19 protein-coding genes are annotated in these 19793 nt (G+C 57.7%); 11 read left to right on the forward strand and 8 right to left on the reverse strand.

All coding sequences use genetic code 11. From position 1 onward, the window contains the following. Positions 1–4: 4 nt before the first annotated feature. From RAL88_RS15380 to RAL88_RS15390, 3 genes are read right to left on the reverse strand one after another with little or no spacing between them, the layout of a single operon-like run. Positions 5–1387: an aldehyde dehydrogenase family protein gene (locus RAL88_RS15380; RefSeq protein ID WP_306264743.1), complete on the reverse strand. Its 1383-nt coding sequence runs from the start codon at positions 1385–1387 to the stop codon at positions 5–7. A gap of 16 nt (positions 1388–1403) precedes the next feature. Then, a complete protein-coding gene (locus RAL88_RS15385) occupies positions 1404–2771 on the reverse strand; it encodes a glutamine synthetase family protein (protein WP_306264744.1) in 1368 nt (455 codons plus the stop codon). A gap of 22 nt (positions 2772–2793) precedes the next feature. After that, complete coding sequence (locus RAL88_RS15390; protein ID WP_306264745.1) at positions 2794–3588, reverse strand: N-formylglutamate amidohydrolase; 795 nt, start codon at positions 3586–3588, stop codon at positions 2794–2796. Positions 3589–3796: 208 nt separating this feature from the next. On the opposite strand from RAL88_RS15390, the gene RAL88_RS15395 reads away from it, so the two are divergent. The 11 genes from RAL88_RS15395 to RAL88_RS15445 all read left to right on the forward strand — a co-directional run bounded on the left by RAL88_RS15395 (position 3797) and on the right by RAL88_RS15445 (position 14315). Continuing rightward, positions 3797–4684, forward strand: coding sequence for a MurR/RpiR family transcriptional regulator (locus RAL88_RS15395; RefSeq protein WP_306264746.1), 888 nt, complete (start codon positions 3797–3799; stop codon positions 4682–4684). Positions 4685–4701: 17 nt separating this feature from the next. Continuing rightward, the gene (locus RAL88_RS15400) at positions 4702–4989 is read left to right on the forward strand and encodes an acylphosphatase (RefSeq protein WP_306264747.1); all 288 of its coding nucleotides are present in this window, start codon (positions 4702–4704) and stop codon (positions 4987–4989) included. 121 nt (positions 4990–5110) lie between these two features. Continuing rightward, positions 5111–5884, forward strand: coding sequence for an aromatic ring-hydroxylating dioxygenase subunit alpha (locus RAL88_RS15405; protein ID WP_306264748.1), 774 nt, complete (start codon positions 5111–5113; stop codon positions 5882–5884). Then, positions 5881–6732 (forward strand): aromatic ring-hydroxylating dioxygenase subunit alpha, encoded by an 852-nt coding sequence (locus RAL88_RS15410; protein WP_306264749.1) that lies wholly within the window; start codon positions 5881–5883, stop codon positions 6730–6732. The genes RAL88_RS15405 and RAL88_RS15410 overlap by 4 nt, the downstream gene beginning before the upstream one ends. A gap of 5 nt (positions 6733–6737) precedes the next feature. Next, entirely contained in the window at positions 6738–7388 is a 651-nt protein-coding gene (locus tag RAL88_RS15415; RefSeq protein WP_306269716.1) for a glutathione S-transferase family protein, read from the forward strand. Beyond that, complete coding sequence (locus RAL88_RS15420) at positions 7385–8926, forward strand: ABC transporter ATP-binding protein (RefSeq protein ID WP_306264750.1); 1542 nt, start codon at positions 7385–7387, stop codon at positions 8924–8926. Before RAL88_RS15415 ends, RAL88_RS15420 begins: the two co-directional genes overlap by 4 nt. Next, positions 8919–10013 (forward strand): ABC transporter permease, encoded by a 1095-nt coding sequence (locus tag RAL88_RS15425; RefSeq protein WP_306264751.1) that lies wholly within the window; start codon positions 8919–8921, stop codon positions 10011–10013. Before RAL88_RS15420 ends, RAL88_RS15425 begins: the two co-directional genes overlap by 8 nt. Further along, the gene (locus RAL88_RS15430; RefSeq protein ID WP_306264752.1) at positions 10010–10933 is read left to right on the forward strand and encodes an ABC transporter permease; all 924 of its coding nucleotides are present in this window, start codon (positions 10010–10012) and stop codon (positions 10931–10933) included. The genes RAL88_RS15425 and RAL88_RS15430 overlap by 4 nt, the downstream gene beginning before the upstream one ends. Before the next feature lie 39 nt (positions 10934–10972). Continuing rightward, positions 10973–12061, forward strand: a complete 1089-nt coding sequence (locus RAL88_RS15435; protein WP_306264753.1) for a BMP family ABC transporter substrate-binding protein — start codon at positions 10973–10975, stop codon at positions 12059–12061. 70 nt (positions 12062–12131) lie between these two features. Continuing rightward, positions 12132–13502: a guanine deaminase gene (gene guaD, locus RAL88_RS15440; protein ID WP_306264754.1), complete on the forward strand. Its 1371-nt coding sequence runs from the start codon at positions 12132–12134 to the stop codon at positions 13500–13502. Positions 13503–13640: 138 nt separating this feature from the next. Beyond that, a complete protein-coding gene (locus RAL88_RS15445; protein WP_306264755.1) occupies positions 13641–14315 on the forward strand; it encodes a MarC family protein in 675 nt (224 codons plus the stop codon). 181 nt (positions 14316–14496) lie between these two features. On the opposite strand, the gene RAL88_RS15450 is transcribed toward RAL88_RS15445, so the two are convergent. From RAL88_RS15450 to RAL88_RS15470, 5 genes are all read right to left on the reverse strand, one after another. Then, positions 14497–15894, reverse strand: a complete 1398-nt coding sequence (locus RAL88_RS15450; protein WP_306264756.1) for a uracil-xanthine permease family protein — start codon at positions 15892–15894, stop codon at positions 14497–14499. 42 nt (positions 15895–15936) lie between these two features. Further along, complete coding sequence (locus tag RAL88_RS15455) at positions 15937–16440, reverse strand: ureidoglycolate lyase (protein ID WP_306264757.1); 504 nt, start codon at positions 16438–16440, stop codon at positions 15937–15939. Between the two features lie 2 nt (positions 16441–16442). After that, positions 16443–17291: a bifunctional allantoicase/(S)-ureidoglycine aminohydrolase gene (locus tag RAL88_RS15460; protein WP_306264758.1), complete on the reverse strand. Its 849-nt coding sequence runs from the start codon at positions 17289–17291 to the stop codon at positions 16443–16445. 18 nt (positions 17292–17309) lie between these two features. Continuing rightward, positions 17310–18719, reverse strand: a complete 1410-nt coding sequence (puuE, locus tag RAL88_RS15465) for an allantoinase PuuE (protein WP_306269718.1) — start codon at positions 18717–18719, stop codon at positions 17310–17312. 139 nt (positions 18720–18858) lie between these two features. Further along, on the reverse strand, positions 18859–19776 hold the full coding sequence (locus RAL88_RS15470) for a LysR family transcriptional regulator (protein ID WP_306264759.1): 918 nt from the start codon (positions 19774–19776) through the stop codon (positions 18859–18861). Positions 19777–19793: the final 17 nt, after the last annotated feature.

Raw genomic sequence — 19793 nt, forward strand, 5'->3', positions numbered from 1 at the left:
AGGGTCAGGCCTTCTTCAAGTGGTATGATTTGGGTCGGGTGACGCTCTGATAGCCCAGTACCGAAAGCGACGCGCCTCGCCCGGTCTGCTTGCAGCCGGTCCAGCACAGCGCCGGATCCAGATAATCGCAGCGATTCATGTAGACCGTACCGGTCTGGATGGCGCGGCCAATGCGTTGCGCCACTTCCGCGTCCTTGGTCCATAGCGATGCGGTCAGCCCGAACTCGGAATCATTCATCAGCTTGATGGCTTCCTCATCGGACGAGACTTTCATGATGCCAACCACAGGGCCAAAGCTTTCATCGCGCATCACCCGCATTGAATGATCGACATCGACCAGGATCTGCGGCGCAAGATAAGCGCTGTCACCGCTATCGGCGGGAAACAGGCCCGGATCGATCAGTGCCGTGGCACCGGCGGCAACGGCTTCCCGGATCTGGGCGCGCACTTCATCGGCAAAGCGCAGATGCGCCATCGGTCCCAAAGTGGTTTCCTGCTGCAGCGGATCGCCCAGCTTGTAGCTCTCCACCAGCGTCTTCGCCCGGGCGACAAAATCGTCGAACAGGCTTTCGTGCACGTAAATCCGTTCAATGCCGCAGCAGCACTGCCCGGAATTGAACATCGCGCCGTCAATCAGCGTATCGACCGCCGCGTCGAGATCCGCATCGGCGCGCACATAGGCCGGGTCCTTGCCGCCCAGCTCCAGCCCCATGGCGGTGAAAGTGCCGGCGGCGGCACGCTCCATTTCGCGCCCGCCATTGACCGATCCGGTGAAGTTGATGAAGTCAAAACTTTTCGCGCTGATCAGCGCACTGGTATCGTCATGGCTAAGGTATAGCGCGTGGAACAACCCGTCCGGCAGACCGGCTTCCTGAAATGCGGCGGCAAAGCGCTCGCCGGCCAGCAGCGTCTGCGTGGCATGTTTCAGCATCACCGCATTGCCGGCAATCAGCGCCGGCGCAATGCAATTGACCGCCGTCAGATAGGGATAGTTCCACGGCGCAACGACAAACACCACACCCACCGGCTCGCGCGCGATAAAGCGGTGGAAACTGTCACTGTCTTCAATCGTGATTGGTGCCAGCGCATCCTCGGCGATGGTCGCCATATAGCCGGCGCGTTCCCGCACACCGCCGATTTCCCCGCCATAGCGCACCGGGCGGCCCATCATATGGGCAATTTCCAAAGTGATCTCGTCATTCACCGCTGCCAGCGCATCAATCGCTTTCAGCACGATGGCACTGCGTTCGCTGACGCTGCGCTGTGACCACAGCGCCTGCGCCTGCCGGGCGGTATCCAGCATCTGCTGCACATCGGCAAAGCTGTGCGTGTCCCGTGTCGCAAAAACGCTGCCGTCAATCGGCGAAGTACAGGTAAGCGTTGTCATCGGTCTATCCTCAAAATTACGAGCGTTCAAAGCCGCGAAAAATTTCCCAGTCGGTGACACGGGAGTCGAATACTTCCTGTTCCCGCCGGGCTGCACGGACATAATGGTCAACCACGTCATTGCCAAGCGCGGCGCGCAACATATCCGAGCGGTCCAGCGCTTCGGCCGCAGCGCGCAGGGTTTTGGGAATTTCCCGCACGTCCTTGCCTTCATAGGCGTCACCAACATAGGCCGGTTCCAGCTCCAGCTCGTTTGCAATTCCGTCGAGCCCTGCCGCCAGTTGCGCCGCGAAGGCCAGATGCGGATTGAGATCGGAACCGCCGACCCGGCATTCGACGCGAATGCCTTTGGTTTTCTCGGCGCACAGCCTGTATCCGGCGGTGCGGTTGTCCGGGCTCCAGATCGCCTTGGTCGGGGCAAACGTGCCGGCAACAAAGCGTTTGTAGGAATTGATATTCGGCGCCAGAAAATAGGTCACGGCGCTGGCATGCCTCAAAAGTCCGGCCACATAATGCCGCATCAGTTTCGACATGCCATATTCGCCGCTTTCATCGAGAAACAGCGGCTTGCCCTTCAGGCTCCACAGCGACTGGTGGATATGCGAGGACGATCCCGCCGAGGCATTATCCCATTTCGCCATGAAGGTCAGCGCCTTGCCTTTTGACCAGGCGATTTCCTTGCAGCCATTCTTGACGATGGCATGATTGTCGGCCGATGTCAGTGCGTCGGAATATTTGACATTGATCTCTTCCTGACCGGCTGAGGCCTCGCCCTTGGAACATTCCACGGCAATACCGGCACCATACAATCCATTGCGGATCGCGCGCATCACATCCTCTTCCTTGGTGGTCTGGAAGATGTGGTAATCCTCATTGTACGGACCGATCAGATTGATGCCGCGATAGCCGTTCTGATGGGCTTCGCGATAGCTTTCATGGAACAGGAAAAACTCCAGCTCCGACGCCATCATCGGTTTCATGCCCATCTCTTCCAGCCGCGCAATCTGCTTTTTCAGCACGGCGCGGGGGCTGTGCGGCACATCTTTGTGGCTGTGATGATCTTCCACATCGCACATCACCATGGCGGTGCCATCGAGCCACGGAATGCGGCGCAATGTGGTCATGTCCGGGCGCATCACATAGTCGCCATAGCCGGCTGCCCACGAGGTTGCGGCATAGCCCTCAACCGCTTCCATCTCCATGTCGGTGGCAATCAGATAATTGCATGCATGGGTTTCCTGATGGGCGCTTTCGATGAAGTTGGAAGCATGGAACCGTTTGCCCAGCAACCGCCCCTGCATATCCACCTGCACCGTCAGAACAGTGTCAATCTCTCCTGCGGCAAACGCCTTTTTCAGCGCATCGAAAGTCAAATTTCCAGACATCAAGAGGTCCAATTCAAACAGATCATTGCAGGAAAGCCGCCCCGCCGGAGCGTGCCAGGCGGGGCAGCTTGCGGTCAGTGCTGGCTGTAGCAGTAAGGCCGGCCAAAGCCGAGCGCAGCAGCGCATCAAGATCCCGCGCGACGGCAGCCTGTTGTTCGGCGCTGGCAACGAGATCATTGCGAATTTCAATCATGACGTTCAAAATGCCACGCGGCAGCGCCTGCATCTGTAGCGTGTGGGTCACACCGTCCTGCGGCCCGTAAGGTTGGTTTCGCAAGGTGACAAGCCGGGTGTTTTGCAGCGCGACCCTCAGCATTTCATCAGCCAGCCTGGCATCGCTGTCGTGCAGGATGCCAAGTTCAACCCGGCGGGTTTTTCCCAGATAGACCGGTGTGAAAGTGTGAATAGTGACCAGCACTGGAACTCGGTTCTCGCGCTCGAACCCTTCCAGCAATCGGGCAAGATGCTGATGAAACGGGTTGTAAACAGCGTCGATTCTGGCCTGTTTGTCCGCTTCAGTCAAAGCCGCATTACCGGGAATCGTATAAATCTCGCTGACTGCGCGCATCGCGTCATCATGCTCCGGCGGCCGGTTGAGGTCATAGACCAGACGCGAAAATCCAGCACTCACCAGCACCGCATCCAAAGATTGCGACAGCAACAGCGCCACGGCTTCCGCGCCCGGGTCCCAGGCAGCATGACTGTCAAGCACTTCCGGCGACACACCCAGTGAACCGAGCCCTTCGGGAATGCGGTTGCTGGCGTGTTCGCAGACAAGCACCACATTACTCGCGCCAGCCGCATTGACAGTCCGCATAGCGGGTCCGTCAGAGTTGGTCAGGAGAGGGCGGTTTGACTGCACATCACATCCGGGGTTTGAGAATTTGAAAAGGCCGGGGTTCAAGATTTCTGAAGAGGATTGTACAGACGGGATTAAACTGTCAATATCTTTTCTAAATTGGATGAACCTTTTGAACAGCGGCAGCTGTTACTGCAGACCTTTGGTTCGTTTGGAGGAAGCGCACTTGGCAGACGGCGAAACTGCAACCGGTATCACAACGGTTTATGAGCGCTTGCAATCAGGCTTTGACGAACTCACACGGGCAGAGCGGAAACTCGCAGTGTTTTTGATGGAGAACTGGCCGGTCTCGGGTCTGTCCAGCATCACCAAAGTGGCCAGCAATGCCGATGTCTCCACACCGACTGTCGCGCGCATGATCCACAAGCTTGGCTTTTCCGGCTTTCCCGCATTTCAGGCCGCTTTGCGTGATGAGTTGGAGGCAAAGATTTCCAACCCCATCGAAAAGCATGAACGCTGGTCATCGGATGCGCCCGACACGCACATTCTGAACCGCTTTGCCGATGCCATATTGCAGAATCTGCGGCAGACTTTTTCCCATATCAATCCCGATGATTTTGACAGCACCTGCCGGATGCTGGCGGAACCGGACCATACGATCTTCATTGCCGGGGGCCGCATCACCCACACACTGGCTGAATATCTGTTTCTGCATCTGCAGATGATCCGGTCCGGAACAGTGCTGATTCCCTCCAGTGGCGCTGCCTGGCCGCATTATGTGATGGATATGAAAGCCGGTGATGTACTGGTCATACTCGATGTGCGGCGCTATCAAAATGATCTGCTGAAGCTTGCCGAAATTGCCGCCGGCAGAGACGTCAACATCATTCTGCTGACGGATCAGTGGCGCTCGCCCATTGCATCACACGCCAAGTGGACTTTCAACAGCCGCATCGAAGTGCCGTCAGCATGGGATTCAACGGCAGCTCTCCTGGTTCTGATGGAAACCATGATTGCCGACATTCAAAAAACTCTCTGGGATACGACAAGCGAGCGGATGCAGGATCTGGAAGGCCTGTTCGACCGCACCCGTCTGTTCCGGAAATTCAAGTAAGCGGAGACAGTCTGTCCATGGCAACACAGCTGTTCACATTTTCCGGTGATGTCAACAAGCCGGATTTTCTCCACTGGATCTGCCACCGCGGCAATCGTCTTGGTCTGGATGGCTGGGTCCGGGAAGATGTGTCCGCCAGAACTGTCGAAGTGCTGGCAAGCGGGCCGGAAGAGCTGCTCGATGCCATGGAGCTTGGGTGTAGTCTGGGGCCGATGACCGTTTGGGTAGAAGATATTGAGCGCTGCACCTGTGCCGCTGAACCGAATATCGAAAAAGGTTTCAGCATCCTCGCTGTCGAGGATTGATTGCCGGTCGGATTTCATGTCTTCTCAACGGCGGGGAAGCCGAGCGGTGCCATGCAAGTTGCTTGTTTTATCCGGGCAACACGATGAAGGCCTGCGGTTTGAGTTTAGATAAGGCAATGAGATGACAGGTGACGATTCGCAAATGACTGCCGATCCTGCCGGGTGGATACCGGTCGCATTATCCGCGGACCTTGCCGTTGGCGGTGTGATGCGGGCGGCAATAGACGGGCAAGACGCCCTCGACCTTGCGGTCTGGCGCGCCCGGTCCGGCACCGTCAACGCGTTTCACAATCGCTGCCCGCACCGCGGCATGCGCTTGTCTTTTGGCTTCGTGCGCGGCGAACGCCTGTCCTGCATTTACCATGGCTGGCAATATGGCGAGGATGGTGGATGCCGTCATATTCCCGCCCATCCGGACCTGACCCCGCCCGCTTCTGTGGGTGCCACGGCTTTTGCCTGCACAGACCATGATGGCGTGATCTGGGTTTCAACAGAGCCCGAGACAGCGCCGGGGATCGCCGGATTTGGCGGACAGGGGCTGCGCAGCATTGCTGTCGATGCCGGTGCCAATGCGCTCCGCAAAATGCTCGAAGGCACTGTTTTCCCCGTGTCCGGCGGCGATGACATGGGCAATTCGGAAGCAGAAATAATAGCGCAAAACCGCACCAGTCTCGTTCTGGAAGCTGGAAACGGTTCTGTCCGCCGTCGCCTGATAATCCATTTTCAGCCCGTCGGTCCGGACAAGACTATGCTGCATCTTCAGACCAGCCCGGAGGCATCGGTTAATCTGAAAATTGCTCTGTCGCGCTGGGCGGAGCGCTTGCGCTGGTCTGCCGAAAATTTGGGCAGTGTGACCAAAACCTGTCATGCCGGGGCAGGGGAGATGCGGCCATGACCATATCTGATGTTGCACGCAATCAGTGGTATCCGGTCGCGATTGAAAATCTCCTCAACCGGGAGAGACCGGAAAATGTGGTGCTGATGGGCGAGCAGCTCACCGTTCGGCGCAGCGCTGACGATACCGTACTTGTGACCTCGACCGACGGGCAGGACTGCCCGGTGACGCTTGCCTATGGCCATGTCTGGTCATCCATCGGCACGCCCGGACACGCCTTGTTCGACATTCCCGAAGCTGACGAGCCGGGCCGCAGAATGGTCGATTGCGGCGCTGTCCGCGTCAAGGCCTCGCCCCTGCGTGTGGTCGAGAACTTTCTCGACATTGCGCATTTCCCGTTTGTTCATACCGATGTTCTGGGCGCCGAGCCGCACACCGAAGTTGAGCCTTACAAGGTTGAAATCCGCGATACGGTGGATGAGGTCTGGGCCACAAAGGTTCGGTTCTTTCAGCCCCAGGCGGCGAAATCTGCCGGTGAAGGCCAGATGACGGATTACATGTACCGGGTGCCTGCACCCTGCGTTTCCATTCTCTACAAGACCTGCCCGCCGCGCCCCGGCGCATGGGATGTCATTGCGCTGTTTGTGCGGCCCATATCGGAAGTTCTGTGCGACGCCTATGCCTGGATGGCGCTGTATGATGATGACAGTGCGCAATCCGATCTCATTCAGTTTCAGCAGATGATCTTTCTCCAGGACCGCTCGATTCTGGAAAACCAGCTACCGCGTCTGCTGCCGCTTGATCCGAAAATGGAAATCCCGACCCGCGCCGACACAACCTCGATTGCCTATCGCCGTTGGCTGAAACGTCAGGGCATGGTCTACGGCGCGCAATTGGTGGCGCGCTGATGGGTTTGCGGCTTTACGATTATGTGCTGTCGGGCAGCTCTTACAAGGCCAGGCTGATGATGGCCCTGATGGGACTGGAATATGACTCCGTTGCGATTGATTTTTACCCCGGCGGTGAGCACAAAAAGCCGGATTTTCTGGCGATCAATCCTGCCGGAACGCTGCCGGTGCTGGTCGATGGCGATCTGACGCTATGCGATACGCAGGCTATTCTGGCCTATCTGGCCCGCAAATATGACACATCAAATCAGTGGTTTCCGGACGATGATCCAGCCATGCTGGGCCGCATTTTGCAGTGGCTCGCCTTTGCCGGGCGGCTGACGGATACCGCTGGCGCTGCAAGACTGCACGATATGCTGGGCCGCCCGCTTGATGTGGAGGCTGCCCGCATCGGCGCGCATAAGGCATTGCGTGAACTGGAAGCCCACCTCACCGAACAGTCAATGCGCGGCGCGGCCTTTCTGGTCGGGCCGGAGCCGACCATCGCCGATATCGCCTGTTTCCCCTATACGGCCCTGTCGCCGGATGGCGGGATTGCCCATGATGATTATCCTGCCATCCGCAACTGGCTGATTGCCATTCGCCGTCTGCCCGGATTTGTGGAAATGCCCGGCATCCACCGTCTGCATGACATGCGTGACGAGGAACAGGCATGAGCGCGCTGCTGAAGCTCAACGCCATCTCCAAAATCTATCCCGCGGTAGTGGCCAATGACGCCGTCGATCTGACCGTCATGCCCGGCGAAATCCATGCCGTGCTCGGTGAAAACGGCGCTGGCAAATCCACTTTGATGAAAATCATTTACGGTGTTACCGCGCCTGACGCCGGCACGATTGAATGGCAGGGCCAGCCGGTCCGAATCCGCAACCCGGCTCATGCCAGGGCGCTTGGCATCGGCATGGTATTCCAGCATTTTTCCCTGTTCGACACGCTGACGGTGGCGGAGAATATCGCGTTGGCGATGAAAGGTTCGGTGAACAGTATTACGCCGCGCATTGTCGCCGCGAGCGCGCGCTTCGGTCTCAATGTGCGTCCCGAAATGCGGGTCCAGTCCCTGTCTGTGGGGGAGCGCCAGCGTGTTGAAATTCTGCGCTGCATGCTGCAGGAACCCCGGCTGATCATCATGGATGAGCCGACGTCGGTTCTGCCGCCGCAGGGTGTGAAGGATCTGTTCAGAACCCTGAAAACCCTGGCGGCAGAGGGCATAGGCATTCTTTTCATCTCCCACAAACTCGATGAAATACGCGAATTGTGCGATGTCGCCACGGTCCTGCGTCTCGGCAAAGTGACGGGAACCGCGATTCCGCGCGAGGAGAGCAGCAAGTCTCTGGCGCGGATGATGATCGGGCGCGATCTGCCCCATGCCGAAAACACCGGCACACATGCCGGCGGCGCGCAGCGGCTTGCAGTCAGACATCTCAGCTTTACCCCGCAGGACATATTCGCGACGCCGCTGGAAGACGTCTCTCTGACCCTCCAGGCCGGGGAAATTCTTGGCATCGCCGGTGTGTCCGGTAACGGCCAGAACACGCTGCTCGCTCTGCTCTCGGGTGAAACCCGACTGCCAGACGCCGATGCAGCCAGCATTTGCCTGGATGACACGTCACTCGGCAGCATCGGGCCTACCGCGCGCCGCAAGCTTGGCCTGCATTTTATTCCCGAAGAACGCCTTGGGCGCGGTGCCGTGCCGAGCCATGATCTGAGTGAAAACAGTCTGTTGACCGGCTTTGGCTCGGGGCTCGCCAGATTCGGATTTCTCAATCTGCGGGCAATGAAGCAATTTTCCGCTGATACCATTGCCGCCTTCGATGTGCGCTGTGGCGGGCCGGGCTCGACCGCGCAAAGCCTGTCCGGTGGCAATCTGCAGAAATTCATCGTCGGCCGCGAGATTTCGCTGCAGCCGGAGGTACTGATCGTCTCGCAGCCGACATGGGGCGTGGACGTCGGAGCGGCGGCCGCGATTCGGCAGAAACTGGTCGATCTGCGCAATGCCGGTGTGGCCATTCTGGTGGTCTCTGAAGAACTGGAAGAATTGTTTGAAATCTGTGACCGGCTGCATGTCATGTTTCGCGGCAGATTATCCGCAGGAATTAGAACCGTGGACACCAATGTGGAAGATATTGGCCTCGCCATGACCGGCGATTTCGAGCGCCTCGACACACCGCTCGAAGGCAGGATGATCGCCCATGCATAGGCTATATCTGGAACCGCGGACAGAGCGCTCCGCACTTGCGCCATTGCTGGTTTCGGCGCTTGCCGTGGGTCTCACCATCATCGCCGGCTCCGGCCTGTTTCTGATTTACGGCAAATCCCCGATTGCCGGGTTTTATGCCATTTTTATTGAGCCGCTTTTGACCCGCTACGGCATCGGCGAAATTCTGCTGAAGCTCGGACCGTTACTGCTGATTGCGCAGGGTCTTGCCATCGGTTTTCGCGCCAGAGTGTGGAATATCGGCGCTGAGGGTCAACTCATCATAGGCGCTATTCTTGCCGCGATGATTGCCATCCGGTTCGATGGCTCAAATTCCGTGCTGATGCTGCCTGCAATGATCCTGGCCGGTGCATTGGGTGGAATGGGATGGGCCGGAATTGCCGCCTGGCTGCGGACCCGCTTCAATGCCAATGAGATTCTTGTCACCTTCATGCTTTCCAGCATTGCGCTGCAGGTTCTGTACTATCTGGTGACCGGCCCGCTGCGCGATCCGCAAGGCTTCAACTTCCCCCAGTCGATCACCTTTTCTGCGTCTGCGACCTTTCCGATCCTGCTTGAAAACACCCGTGTCAACGCATCGCTTCTGATTGCTCTGGTGGTGTCAATTGTGGCCTGGGTTTTCATGCAGCGCAGTTTGATGGGTTACAAGCTGGTCGTTGGCGGTCTGGCGCCGCAGGCAGCGCGTTATGCCGGTTTTGGCGAGAAACGCGCGATCTGGATTGCGCTTCTGGCCGGCGGTGCCGCTGCCGGCGTTGCCGGTGTCGGCGAAGTCGCCGGACCCCTTGGCATGCTGCAACGGACGATTTCGCCGGGCTACGGCTTTACCGCCATTATCGTGGCGTTTCTCGGCGGCCTGCATCCGATCGGGATCGTGTTCTCCAGCCTGCTGATGGCGCTGATTTATGTCGGTGGCGATTTTGCACGCCTGTCCGTTGGATTGCCAAGTGCGGTAACGGATATTTTTCAGGGCCTGCTTCTGACGTTCTATCTTGCCAGTTCGCTGCTTCTTACCCACCGTTTGCGCCTGCGCCGCGCCGACAGGCCACTTGTTGTGGAGGCCGCAGAATGACCGCAACAATTATCTTCATTCTCGCCGGTACGCTGGCTGCCACCGTGCCGCTGCTGCTGGCCGCCATGGGCGAGCTGGTTGCGGAGAAATCCGGCATGCTCAATCTCGGTGTTGAAGGCATGATGGCGGTTGGCGCTGCCGCCGGATTTGTCACCGTTGCCCTGACCGGTTCTCATGCGCTGGGACTGCTGGCCGGTGGTCTTGCTGCCCTGATCCTGTCCGCCGTGTTTGCGCTTCTGAGTATCTTCTTTATGGCCAATCAGGTTGCTGCCGGGCTTGCCATCGGGATTCTCGGATTGGGGGTTTCCGCCGCTATCGGCAAGTCCTATGAAGGCACCACAGTGGCACCAATGCCGAACCTGTCGCTCGGTCCGCTCAGCGATATTCCAGTCATCGGACGGGCGCTGTTTACCCATGACATTATGGTTTATCTGGCCATCGTAACGGCTTTTGCAGTGTGGTTTGTCCTGCAGCGCACCAAGCTCGGCCTGATTATCCGGGCGGTAGGCGAATCGCCGCATTCCTCGCATTCTCTGGGTTATCCGGTCGCGCTGATCCGCACATGCTGCGTCCTGTTTGGCGGGGCAATGGCCGGCATTGGCGGTGCCTATCTGTCGATCGCCTATACGCCACTATGGGCCGATGGCATGGTCGCCGGACGCGGCTGGATTGTGGTTGCGCTGGTGGTGTTCGGAACCTGGATCGTGCCACGCATTACAATGGGTGCCTATCTGTTCGGTGCGTTTTCCCTGCTCGAATTATCAATTCAGGGTCTGGGACTGAATGTGCCTTCGCAATTGCTCTCGGCATCGCCCTACATTGTCACCATCATCGTTCTGGTGGTGATTTCCAGAAACCCCACCCTCATTCAGCTCAACAGCCCGATGAGTCTCGGTCAGACTTACCGGCCCAGCGGTTGAACGGATTTTCCCATAACAAAACGAAAACAGGAGACAGGCATGAACATACTTTCAAGAACGCTCAGGCAAATGGCGGCTGCCGCACTGGCGACCGCAATGCTTGCCGGTTCCGCAAACGCTGCGGAAAAACTGAAGATCGGCTTTATCTATCCCTCACCGGTTGGCGATGTCGGCTGGGCTCGTGAACTCGATGAGGGCCGCAAGAAGATTGAAGAAGCTTTTGGCGACAAGGTCGAAACCGTGGTCGTCGAAAATGTCCCCGAAGGACCAGATGCCGCCCGTATCATGAACCAGATGGCATCAACCGGTGCCGGTATGATCATGATCGGCTCGTTCGGTTATATGAATGACGGATTGAAGCTGGCGGCCCAGAAGCCGGACATCAGTTTCATTCATGCCAGCGGTTACAAGACGGCTGAAAATTTCGGTAATTTTCTGACCCGCAATTATGAAAGCGCTTATGTCGCCGGCATGGCGGCAGGCTTTGTCAGCAAGTCCAATACGCTGGGCGTGGTGGCCGCTTACGCCATTCCCGAAGTTGTCGGCATCATCAACGCTTTCACGCTTGGCGCGCAGAACACCAATCCGGATATTACGGTCAAAGTTGTCTGGCTGAATTCCTGGTTCAACCCGTCAAAGGCCCAGGAATCCGCAAAATCGCTGATTGCGCAATCCGCCGATGTGATTTTCTCGCTATATCAGGATACGCCGTCGGTGGTCTCAGTGGCAGAAGAGGAAGGCGTCTATGTCGTCAACACCTCCTCCGACATGAAGAAATATGCCCCGACGAAATTGCTCGCCTCGCTGACGATTGACTGGGGTCCGTATTTCATCGAGCAGGTCTCTGCTGTGCTGGATGGCACATTCAAGGGCACCGCCTATTGGGGCGGCATGGCCGATGGAACGGTTGGCGTCGCGTCCCTGAATGACGATCTGACCGCTGACCAGAAAGCCGCCCTGGACGGCGTGATGAAAGACATTGCGGCGGGCGGATTCCATCCGTTCACCGGTCCGATTGCCGGACAGGATGGCAGCGAGAAAATCGCCGCCGGTGCCACCATAGAAGACGGTGCGTTGCTTGGCATTGACTGGCTCGTCAAGGGCGTCGAGACCAAACTGCCGAACTGACTTTGACGTCAAACCAACCTGAACACCGCGCCTCAGCCGCGCGGTGTTTTCATCAAAAGGCCTGTCTTTAATGCAAGATCTCAAAGGCATGACGCTGCAAACCACATTGATGCATGCGCCCCGGTCCGGGTCAGTGGAAATCATTGAAGATGCGCTGATTGCAATCGATTCAGATGGCAGTATCAGCTCGGTTCTGAAGCCGGACGATCCGGCCTATGATGAAGCGCACACCGCAGCGCAGAGCGCCAACACATTGGCCACCACCGCGCCCCGGCAATATCTGCTGCCGGGCTTTGTCGATCTGCACATTCATGCACCGCAATGGCCGCAGCTTGGCAAGGCGCTGGATGTACCGCTGGAAGTGTGGTTGCAGCAACACACGTTTCCGCTGGAAGCGCGTTATGCGGATGCTGACTTCGCCCGCCAAGTCTATCAGGAACTGGTGACTTCTCTGCTGGCCCACGGAACCACCAGCGCGGTGTATTTTGCCACCATCCATCAGCCGGCGACCCGCATTCTGGCGGATATTTGTCTGCAGCAGGGCCAGCGCGGCTTTATCGGCAAGGTGGCGATGGACAATGAAGACCAGTGTCCGGATTTCTACCGCGATGCCAACGCCGAGGCCGCACTTGAGGGAACCCGCGCCTTTGTCGATTACGTTCTGTCGATGCCTGGAAACAGCTCTGCCCTTGTGCGCCCGGTGATTACGCCGCGCTTCATTCCAAGCTGCAGCGATACAGCGCTGGCTGGTCTTGGCGCGCTGGCGGCCGAATATGATTGCCACATTCAGACCCATTGTTCGGAAAGCGACTGGGAACAGGCCTATGTACTGGACCGCACCGGCCGGACGGATGCGCAGGCGCTGGATGGTTTTGGCCTGCTCGGTCGCCATACGGTGTTGGCCCACAGCAATTTTCTCAGCGATGACGACATGGATCTGGTGCGCAGCAGAGGATCGGGCGTCGCCCATTGTCCGCTGTCCAATGTGTATTTTTCAAATGCCGTCTTTCCCCTGCGTCGCGCCCTGGAGAAATCCGTCAGAGTGGGGCTGGGGACAGATATTTCCGGCGGCCCCAGCGCCTCGATGTTCGAGTCCTGTCGCCATGCCATCTCTGCCTCGCGCAATCTGGAAGAGGGTGTCGATCCCACCAGGCCCGGAAAACTGCGCGGCACGCCGGACAGCCGCATCAGTTTCCGCGAAGCCTTCCATCTGGCCACTGCCGGCGGAGCCGATGTGCTGGACATTCTGGTTGGCCGTTTTGCCAAAGGCTATCAGTTTGACGCCATACTGGTTGATGCGGACCGGCCCGCTGCGCCGATTGCCGTTGATGAGGCGTGGGACAGCCAGGACGATATTCTGCAGAAAATCATCAATGGCGCGACCCGTGCCAACATCACCACAACCTGGGTCGCGGGCAGGCCAGTTCATCAGCAAAACTGATGAGATTGGAAAATGACACAAAAAAATCTATGTTGCAGGTGAACGTCCTGCCGCTTATGTCAACACTATAAAAAATCCTTTTATGTAAACTTTGGAACATGGTGCTGACCGTGAGAGACCCATGTTCGGAGAATTGATTTGGCCATAGACTGGACATCCCTCATACGGGAGTTTGTAACGCTCCTTGTGGTCATTGATCCGGTTGGAACCATTCCTGTTTTTCTGTTTGCGGTGCAAAATGTGCCGGCCCGCCTGCATCGCAGGTTGGCTTTGCGCGCGGTCGGTATCGCGACTTTGGTGCTGCTTGCGTTTCTTGTCGGCGGTCAATTTCTGCTCGAAACGCTGGGACTTCGCCTTGGCTCGTTTCAGATCGCGGGCGGGGTCGTGCTTTTCCTGTTTGCGATGACCATGATTTTCGGCGAATCCAAGCCCGCTCGTGAGATTGAGGAAGCCGAACGCGATCACCTTGCCGGAGCGGTGTTTCCGCTTGCCATGCCCTCCATCGCGTCGCCAGGCGCGATGTTGGCAATAGTTGTTCTGACGGATAACCATACCGAGTCGCTGGCCGATCAGACAGTGACAGCGGGGCTGCTTATCATCGTTCTCCTACTGACACTTGTGCTTCTGCTCGCTGCCAGCGTCGTTCACAAGGTGATCGGGAACACCGGCGCAAGCATCATCAGCCGGGTGATGGGCATCGTGCTGGCGACAATCGCAGTGGATGCAATTCTCGGCGGACTTGACGCCCTCGGCGTACTGGAGGTCTCACCCCCGGCTTTAAGCAGTTCCCTGTTGGATGAATCGCAGAACTGATCGTGTGAGGTGGAGACGAGGCCACGGAGCTTTCGTTGCTGAAGCGCTCTGGTTCAGCACATTCGCGATAAGGGCAGATCGAAGCCGCCACTATCGGTCAACCTCCCTTGCCAGAGGTCCATAAAAAAGCCCCGCCGAAGCGGGGCTTTATATGTTGAAAACTCAAGGCTTCAGCCAGCCCTCAGTCGTGTCCTCCCATACCGCCGGAAATCTCCTCGGTCTGGTCTTCCATCAGTTCCTCAGGAAGGACGAGGTTCAGCACAATTGCAATCAAGGCCGCCGGCAGCAGGCCGGTTGTTGCCAGAATGCGCAATGTGTCGGGCAGATATTGCAGCGCGTTTGGCTCCAGTTGCAAACCGAAACCAATGGACAGCGAAACCGCAAAGATCACCATGTTGCGCCGGTTCCAGGTGACATCCGACAACATGGAAATACCAGCGGCAACGACCATGCCGAACATCACAATGACACCGCCGCCCAGAACCTCGATGGGAATGGTCGAGATCACGGCACCGACTTTCGGCACCAGGCCCGCGGCTATCAGAAACAGAGCACCGATTGTCACGACATGACGGCTCATCACTCCGGTCATTGCAATCAGACCGACATTCTGGCTGAAGGAGGTGTTCGGCAGTCCGCCAAACACACCGGCAACGGCCGATCCCAGCCCGTCGGCATAGGTGGCTCCGGTGATTTCCTTGTCGGTGGCTTCGCGGCCGGCACCACCTTTGGTGATACCTGAAACATCGCCCACGGTTTCAACCGCAGAGACGAAGGCCATCAGGCAGAACCCGACCACTGCCGCAATGCTGAATTCGAAGCCGAAATGGAACGGATCGGGAATGGCAAAGTCAGCGGCCCGCGCTACATTTGCGAAGCTTACCATGCCCAGTGCATAGGCCACGACATAACCGGCCAGAAGCCCGATCAGAACAGCGGACACAGACAACATGCCCCTTGCATAGAATTTCAGGCCCAGTGTGACCAGGATCACCACAAGGGCCACTGACCAGTTCAGCAGGCTACCATATTCCGGTGTGTTCATGGCGGGGATGCCGCCAGCCGCATATTGAATGCCGATGCGCACCAGCGCAAGGCCGATCATGGTGACAATCAGTCCTGTCACCAGGGGCGGCAGCGCAAACCGGATACGGCCGATAAAGGTGCCGATAAAGGCGTGGAACAGGCCGCCGATCATGACACCGCCGAACAGGACAGGAAGCGCTTCAACGCCTTTTCCCGCCACCAGCGGGATCATGATGGGAACAAATGCAAAGCTGGTGCCCTGCACGATCGGCAATTTTGCTCCGATCGGCCCCAATCCGATCGTCTGGAACAAGGTTGCAATGCCGGCAAAGAACATCGACATCTGGATCATATAGATCAATTCCGGAAAATCCGGAGAATTCGACCCGAAGCCAAATCCGGCAGCGCCTGCAACGATGATCGCTGGCGTCACATTCGACACAAACATCGCCAGAACGTGCTGGATACCCAGCGGCACAGCCTTGTGCAACGGTGGTGTGTAATTGGGATCACGGAGTTGTTCCGCTGTCCCGATAGACGTATCTGCTGCCATGTTAGCCTCCTGTTAATGGCAATCCGGCCCCGATGGGCCAATTCAGCCCGGTTCAGTTCTTTCAATCAGGAAAGGGGATTTGAACCAGTGCTCCTCCAGATTTTCGCCTTCGCCGATCCGGTCGACAACGGCAAACAGCCCCGGTTCTGCCAGCGGCGTCAGAACGCCATGCCAGATATTCCGGTAATAGTTCACACCCTGTCCGGGTGCTGTGATGAATGCAAGTGGTGTGCCCGGCCGGCCGTTTTCATCCGCCGCCACAATGCTCAGAAACGGCTCAGCCGACATGGCAATAAAAGCCTGACTGCCCAGCGGATGACGTTCCATCATTTCAAGCCTGTAGGGCAGAGTGCGGGCTTTGGAACGGAACAGGCTGATGCCCGCTCTGGCAGTGTCGCCGCAAAAATCCAGCGTGGCGAGATCGTGAAAGCGCCCGCACAGGCCCTGATTGATGATCTTGTCAGCTGTGCCACTGGCTTCCAGCACATCGCCAAAAGGGGCAAACGCCGCCCGGGTGAGTTGCTGGATTTGGAGGACGCGGCCCATATTCAGCGCGGCCCGGCCACGGCTGACCCGGTCCCCAGCTTCATGTGACGGTTGACGTCCTTGTAGAGCAGATAGCGGAATTTGCCGGGCCCGCCAGCATAGCAGGCCTGCGGGCAAAACGCGCGCAGCCACATATAATCGCCGGCCTCAACCTCCACCCAGTCCTGATTGAGGTGGTAAACCGCCTTGCCTTCCAGCACATACAGCCCGTGTTCCATGACATGGGTTTCGGCAAACGGGATCACGGCACCGGGTTCAAAGGTGACGATGGTGACATGCATGTCATAACGCATATCCTCAGGATCAACGAAACGCGTTGTGGCCCATTTGCCCTCGGTCTTCGGCATCGGGCTTGGCGCAATGTCCTGTTCATTGGTGACAAAGGCCGGTGGAAAATCGATGCCATCGACCTTTTCATAAGCTTTTCTGATCCAGTGGAAGCGGACCGCGTCTGTCCCGGAATTCTGTGCCGTCCAGTTGGTGTCGGGCGGAATGAAGGCATAACCGCCTTGCGCCATTGTGTGGACGGTTCCCTCAATCGTCAGGCTCAACTCGCCTGCAACGACGAACAGCACGGCTTCGGCAGCAGGATCGATTTCCGGCTTCTGACTGCCACCTCCCGGCGCAACTTCCATAATATATTGCGAGAAAGTTTCGGCGAAGCCCGACAGCGGACGCGACAGCACCCAGAGCCGCGTTTTCTCCCAGAATGGCAGAAAACTGGTGACAATATCCTGCTGCACGCCTTTCGGGATAATCGCATAGGCATTGGTGAAAACCGCCCGGTCCGTCAGCAGACGGGTCTGTTCCGGCAGGCCACCCTGAGGCGCATAATAATTCGGCTTAGCCACGGCAAATCCTTTTCTCGATCATGGCAGCAGAGCTTGCAGCCGCAGCAGGGCAATGCGTTCAACCTGGCGGCAGGCTTCGGAAAATTCGGTCTCGCGGTCATGCTCGATGCGCCGTTTGAAGGCCGCAAGGATTGCGCTTTTGCCAAGACCCTTGACCGCGATGATGAAGGGAAAGCCGAATTTGGCGGTGTAGTCCGAATTGAGGTCCTGAAACGCCGCCCGTTCCGCATCGGTCAGCGCATCAAGTCCCGCCGATGCCTGCTCGGAGGTCGATTCAGCAGTGAGCCGCTTCGCTGCCGCCAGCTTTCCCGCAAGATCGGGATGCGCGGTCAGAACTGCCAGACGTTCGGCGTCGCTGGCAGCGCGGAATTTACGCGCCAATGCATTGTGCAGACCAATGGCGGTATCATGTGCCGGACCCAACTCATCGTCGAAGGCACGCTCGGCAATCCAGGCGGAATGCTCAAAAACACCGCCGAATGTTGTGATAAACGCACTTTTTTCCATGCGCGAGGGGCGCGTGTTGCGGGCAGGCATCGTGGCAGAAGCAGGATGGGTTGCCTGCCAGTGTTTCGCAATATCAATGCGCCGGGCAAACCAGACCTTGTCGTGGGATTTAGCATATTCCATGAAGCGCTGCAGCGCCATGACACGGCCCGGCCTGCCGATCAGGCGGCAATGCAGTCCGATCGACATCATCTTTGCATGCCCGGCCGCGCCTTCCGCATAGAGCGTGTCGAAACTGTCTTTCAGATATTGGTAAAACTGCTCGCCCGCATTGAAACCCTGCGGTGTGGCAAACCGCATGTCATTGGCGTCGAGCGTATAGGGGATGATCAGTTGGTCTTTCTCATCGCTGTGATACCAGTAAGGCAAATCATCGGCATAACTGTCGGAAACGTAGTCAAATCCACCCTCCTGGCTGGCCAGATCCACAGTGTTGACCGAGCAGCGCCCGGTGTACCAGCCTGTGGGCCGCTCGCCGGTTACCTCGGTGTGCAGATCGATGGCGGCTATCAGATCGGCGCGCTCGTCTTCCGGCGCATAATCCTTGTATTCGATCCATTTCAGCCCGTGGCTGGCGATTTCCCAGCCTGCCGACTGCATCGCGGCGACCTGCGCCGGAGAGCGGGCAAGCGCGGTTGCGACACCATAGACAGTGGCCGGAATATCGAACTCGGTGAACAGCCTGTGCAGCCGCCAGAATCCGGCGCGGGCACCATATTCGTAAATCGATTCCATATTCCAGTGGCGTTGACCGGGCCAGGCGGCCGCGCCGACAATTTCTGACAGAAAGGCCTCAGAGGCCGCATCGCCATGGAGTATGTTGTTTTCGCCGCCTTCTTCATAATTGATGACGAATTGGACAGCGATACGCGCGCCGCCGGGCCATTTCGGGTCCGGCGTGTCGCCACCATAGCCATACATGTCACGCAGATAGCGACTCACACTTTATCCCCCCAATACGGATTTGATTGTATATCAAAAGAATAAGTTCATTTTCAAATAAAACAAAAGAGACTTTCGCCTCAGTTCCATTCATCCAGCCCGACCTGCCTGCCAACACTTACGGCAATCTGCGTTTTTCCAGTTCCATGCGGCAGCGCGCAATCATGAAATCTATGAACAGGCGGATTTTCGGATCCTGAAAGGTGCGGTGCGGGTAAAGACAGGCCAGTTGCACCGCAACCGGCGGCGTCGCCTCGGCAACGGCCACCAGCGCGCCGGATTGGAGATGATCGACCACCTCGAACACCGGCTTGTTGACGATGCCGTGCCCCTCAAGCGCCCATTGTGTCAGCACATCGCCATCGTCGGATTCAAACGGGCCGGATACATCAAATGCTGCCGGACCAGCGGGTGTCTGGAGCAGCCAGCGAAATTCCGGCGTGCCGGGAAAGCGCAATTGCAGACAATCATGCTGGCGGTTGATCAGATCATTACCATGGGCGGGATGGCCGCGCAGCCTGATATAGTTTGGTGCCGCGCACAAAACCCGCTTGCACTGCGCAATCATTCGCGCCTTCAGGTTTGAATCCTGCAGATGTCCCAGCACAAAGGCCACATCAAGGCCTTCTTCGGCCATGTCGATTTTTCGGTCGGACATACGCAGGCGGACATCGATTTCCGGATAGCGATCCTTGAAAGACGGCACATGGGGCGCAATGAAACGGCGGCCGACTCCAAGGGGTGCAGCGACGAAAATCGAGCCGCGCGGATTCTGGGTGATTTCCACCACCGCCGCTTCCGCGTCTTCGATTGTCTCCAGAATCTTGCTCGCCCCGGCATAAAACACCTTGCCGTGCTCGGTCGGCTGCAAGCGGCGTGTGGTGCGGTTGAACAGCCGGACACCAAGATGTTTTTCAAGCTCGGCAATGCGGCTCGACGCCACTGCCGCAGAGACCCGTAGATCCCTTGCGGCTGCTGACATATTTCCCAGTTCAAAAACCCGCACAAACATGCGCACATTGACAACATAGCTCATGCTTCGATTCTACAATT

Source organism: Pararhizobium sp. IMCC3301, from assembly GCF_030758315.1.
GTDB lineage: Bacteria > Pseudomonadota > Alphaproteobacteria > Rhizobiales.

Excerpts from the sequence above, each read along its gene's own strand:
- RAL88_RS15450 (WP_306264756.1), bottom strand. The coding sequence starts at position 15,894 with ATGGCAGCAGATACGTCTATCGGGACAGCGGAACAACTCCGTGATCCC.
- RAL88_RS15410 (WP_306264749.1), top strand. The coding sequence starts at position 5,881 with ATGACCATATCTGATGTTGCACGCAATCAGTGGTATCCGGTCGCGATT.
- RAL88_RS15380 (WP_306264743.1), bottom strand. The coding sequence starts at position 1,387 with ATGACAACGCTTACCTGTACTTCGCCGATTGACGGCAGCGTTTTTGCG.
- guaD (WP_306264754.1), top strand. The coding sequence starts at position 12,132 with ATGCAAGATCTCAAAGGCATGACGCTGCAAACCACATTGATGCATGCG.
- RAL88_RS15385 (WP_306264744.1), bottom strand. The coding sequence starts at position 2,771 with ATGTCTGGAAATTTGACTTTCGATGCGCTGAAAAAGGCGTTTGCCGCA.
- RAL88_RS15435 (WP_306264753.1), top strand. The coding sequence starts at position 10,973 with ATGAACATACTTTCAAGAACGCTCAGGCAAATGGCGGCTGCCGCACTG.
- RAL88_RS15455 (WP_306264757.1), bottom strand. The coding sequence starts at position 16,440 with ATGGGCCGCGTCCTCCAAATCCAGCAACTCACCCGGGCGGCGTTTGCC.
- RAL88_RS15405 (WP_306264748.1), top strand. The coding sequence starts at position 5,111 with ATGACAGGTGACGATTCGCAAATGACTGCCGATCCTGCCGGGTGGATA.
- RAL88_RS15425 (WP_306264751.1), top strand. The coding sequence starts at position 8,919 with ATGCATAGGCTATATCTGGAACCGCGGACAGAGCGCTCCGCACTTGCG.
- RAL88_RS15420 (WP_306264750.1), top strand. The coding sequence starts at position 7,385 with ATGAGCGCGCTGCTGAAGCTCAACGCCATCTCCAAAATCTATCCCGCG.
- RAL88_RS15390 (WP_306264745.1), bottom strand. The coding sequence starts at position 3,588 with ATGCGGACTGTCAATGCGGCTGGCGCGAGTAATGTGGTGCTTGTCTGC.
- puuE (WP_306269718.1), bottom strand. The coding sequence starts at position 18,719 with ATGTATGGCTATGGTGGCGACACGCCGGACCCGAAATGGCCCGGCGGC.
- RAL88_RS15430 (WP_306264752.1), top strand. The coding sequence starts at position 10,010 with ATGACCGCAACAATTATCTTCATTCTCGCCGGTACGCTGGCTGCCACC.
- RAL88_RS15400 (WP_306264747.1), top strand. The coding sequence starts at position 4,702 with ATGGCAACACAGCTGTTCACATTTTCCGGTGATGTCAACAAGCCGGAT.
- RAL88_RS15470 (WP_306264759.1), bottom strand. The coding sequence starts at position 19,776 with ATGAGCTATGTTGTCAATGTGCGCATGTTTGTGCGGGTTTTTGAACTG.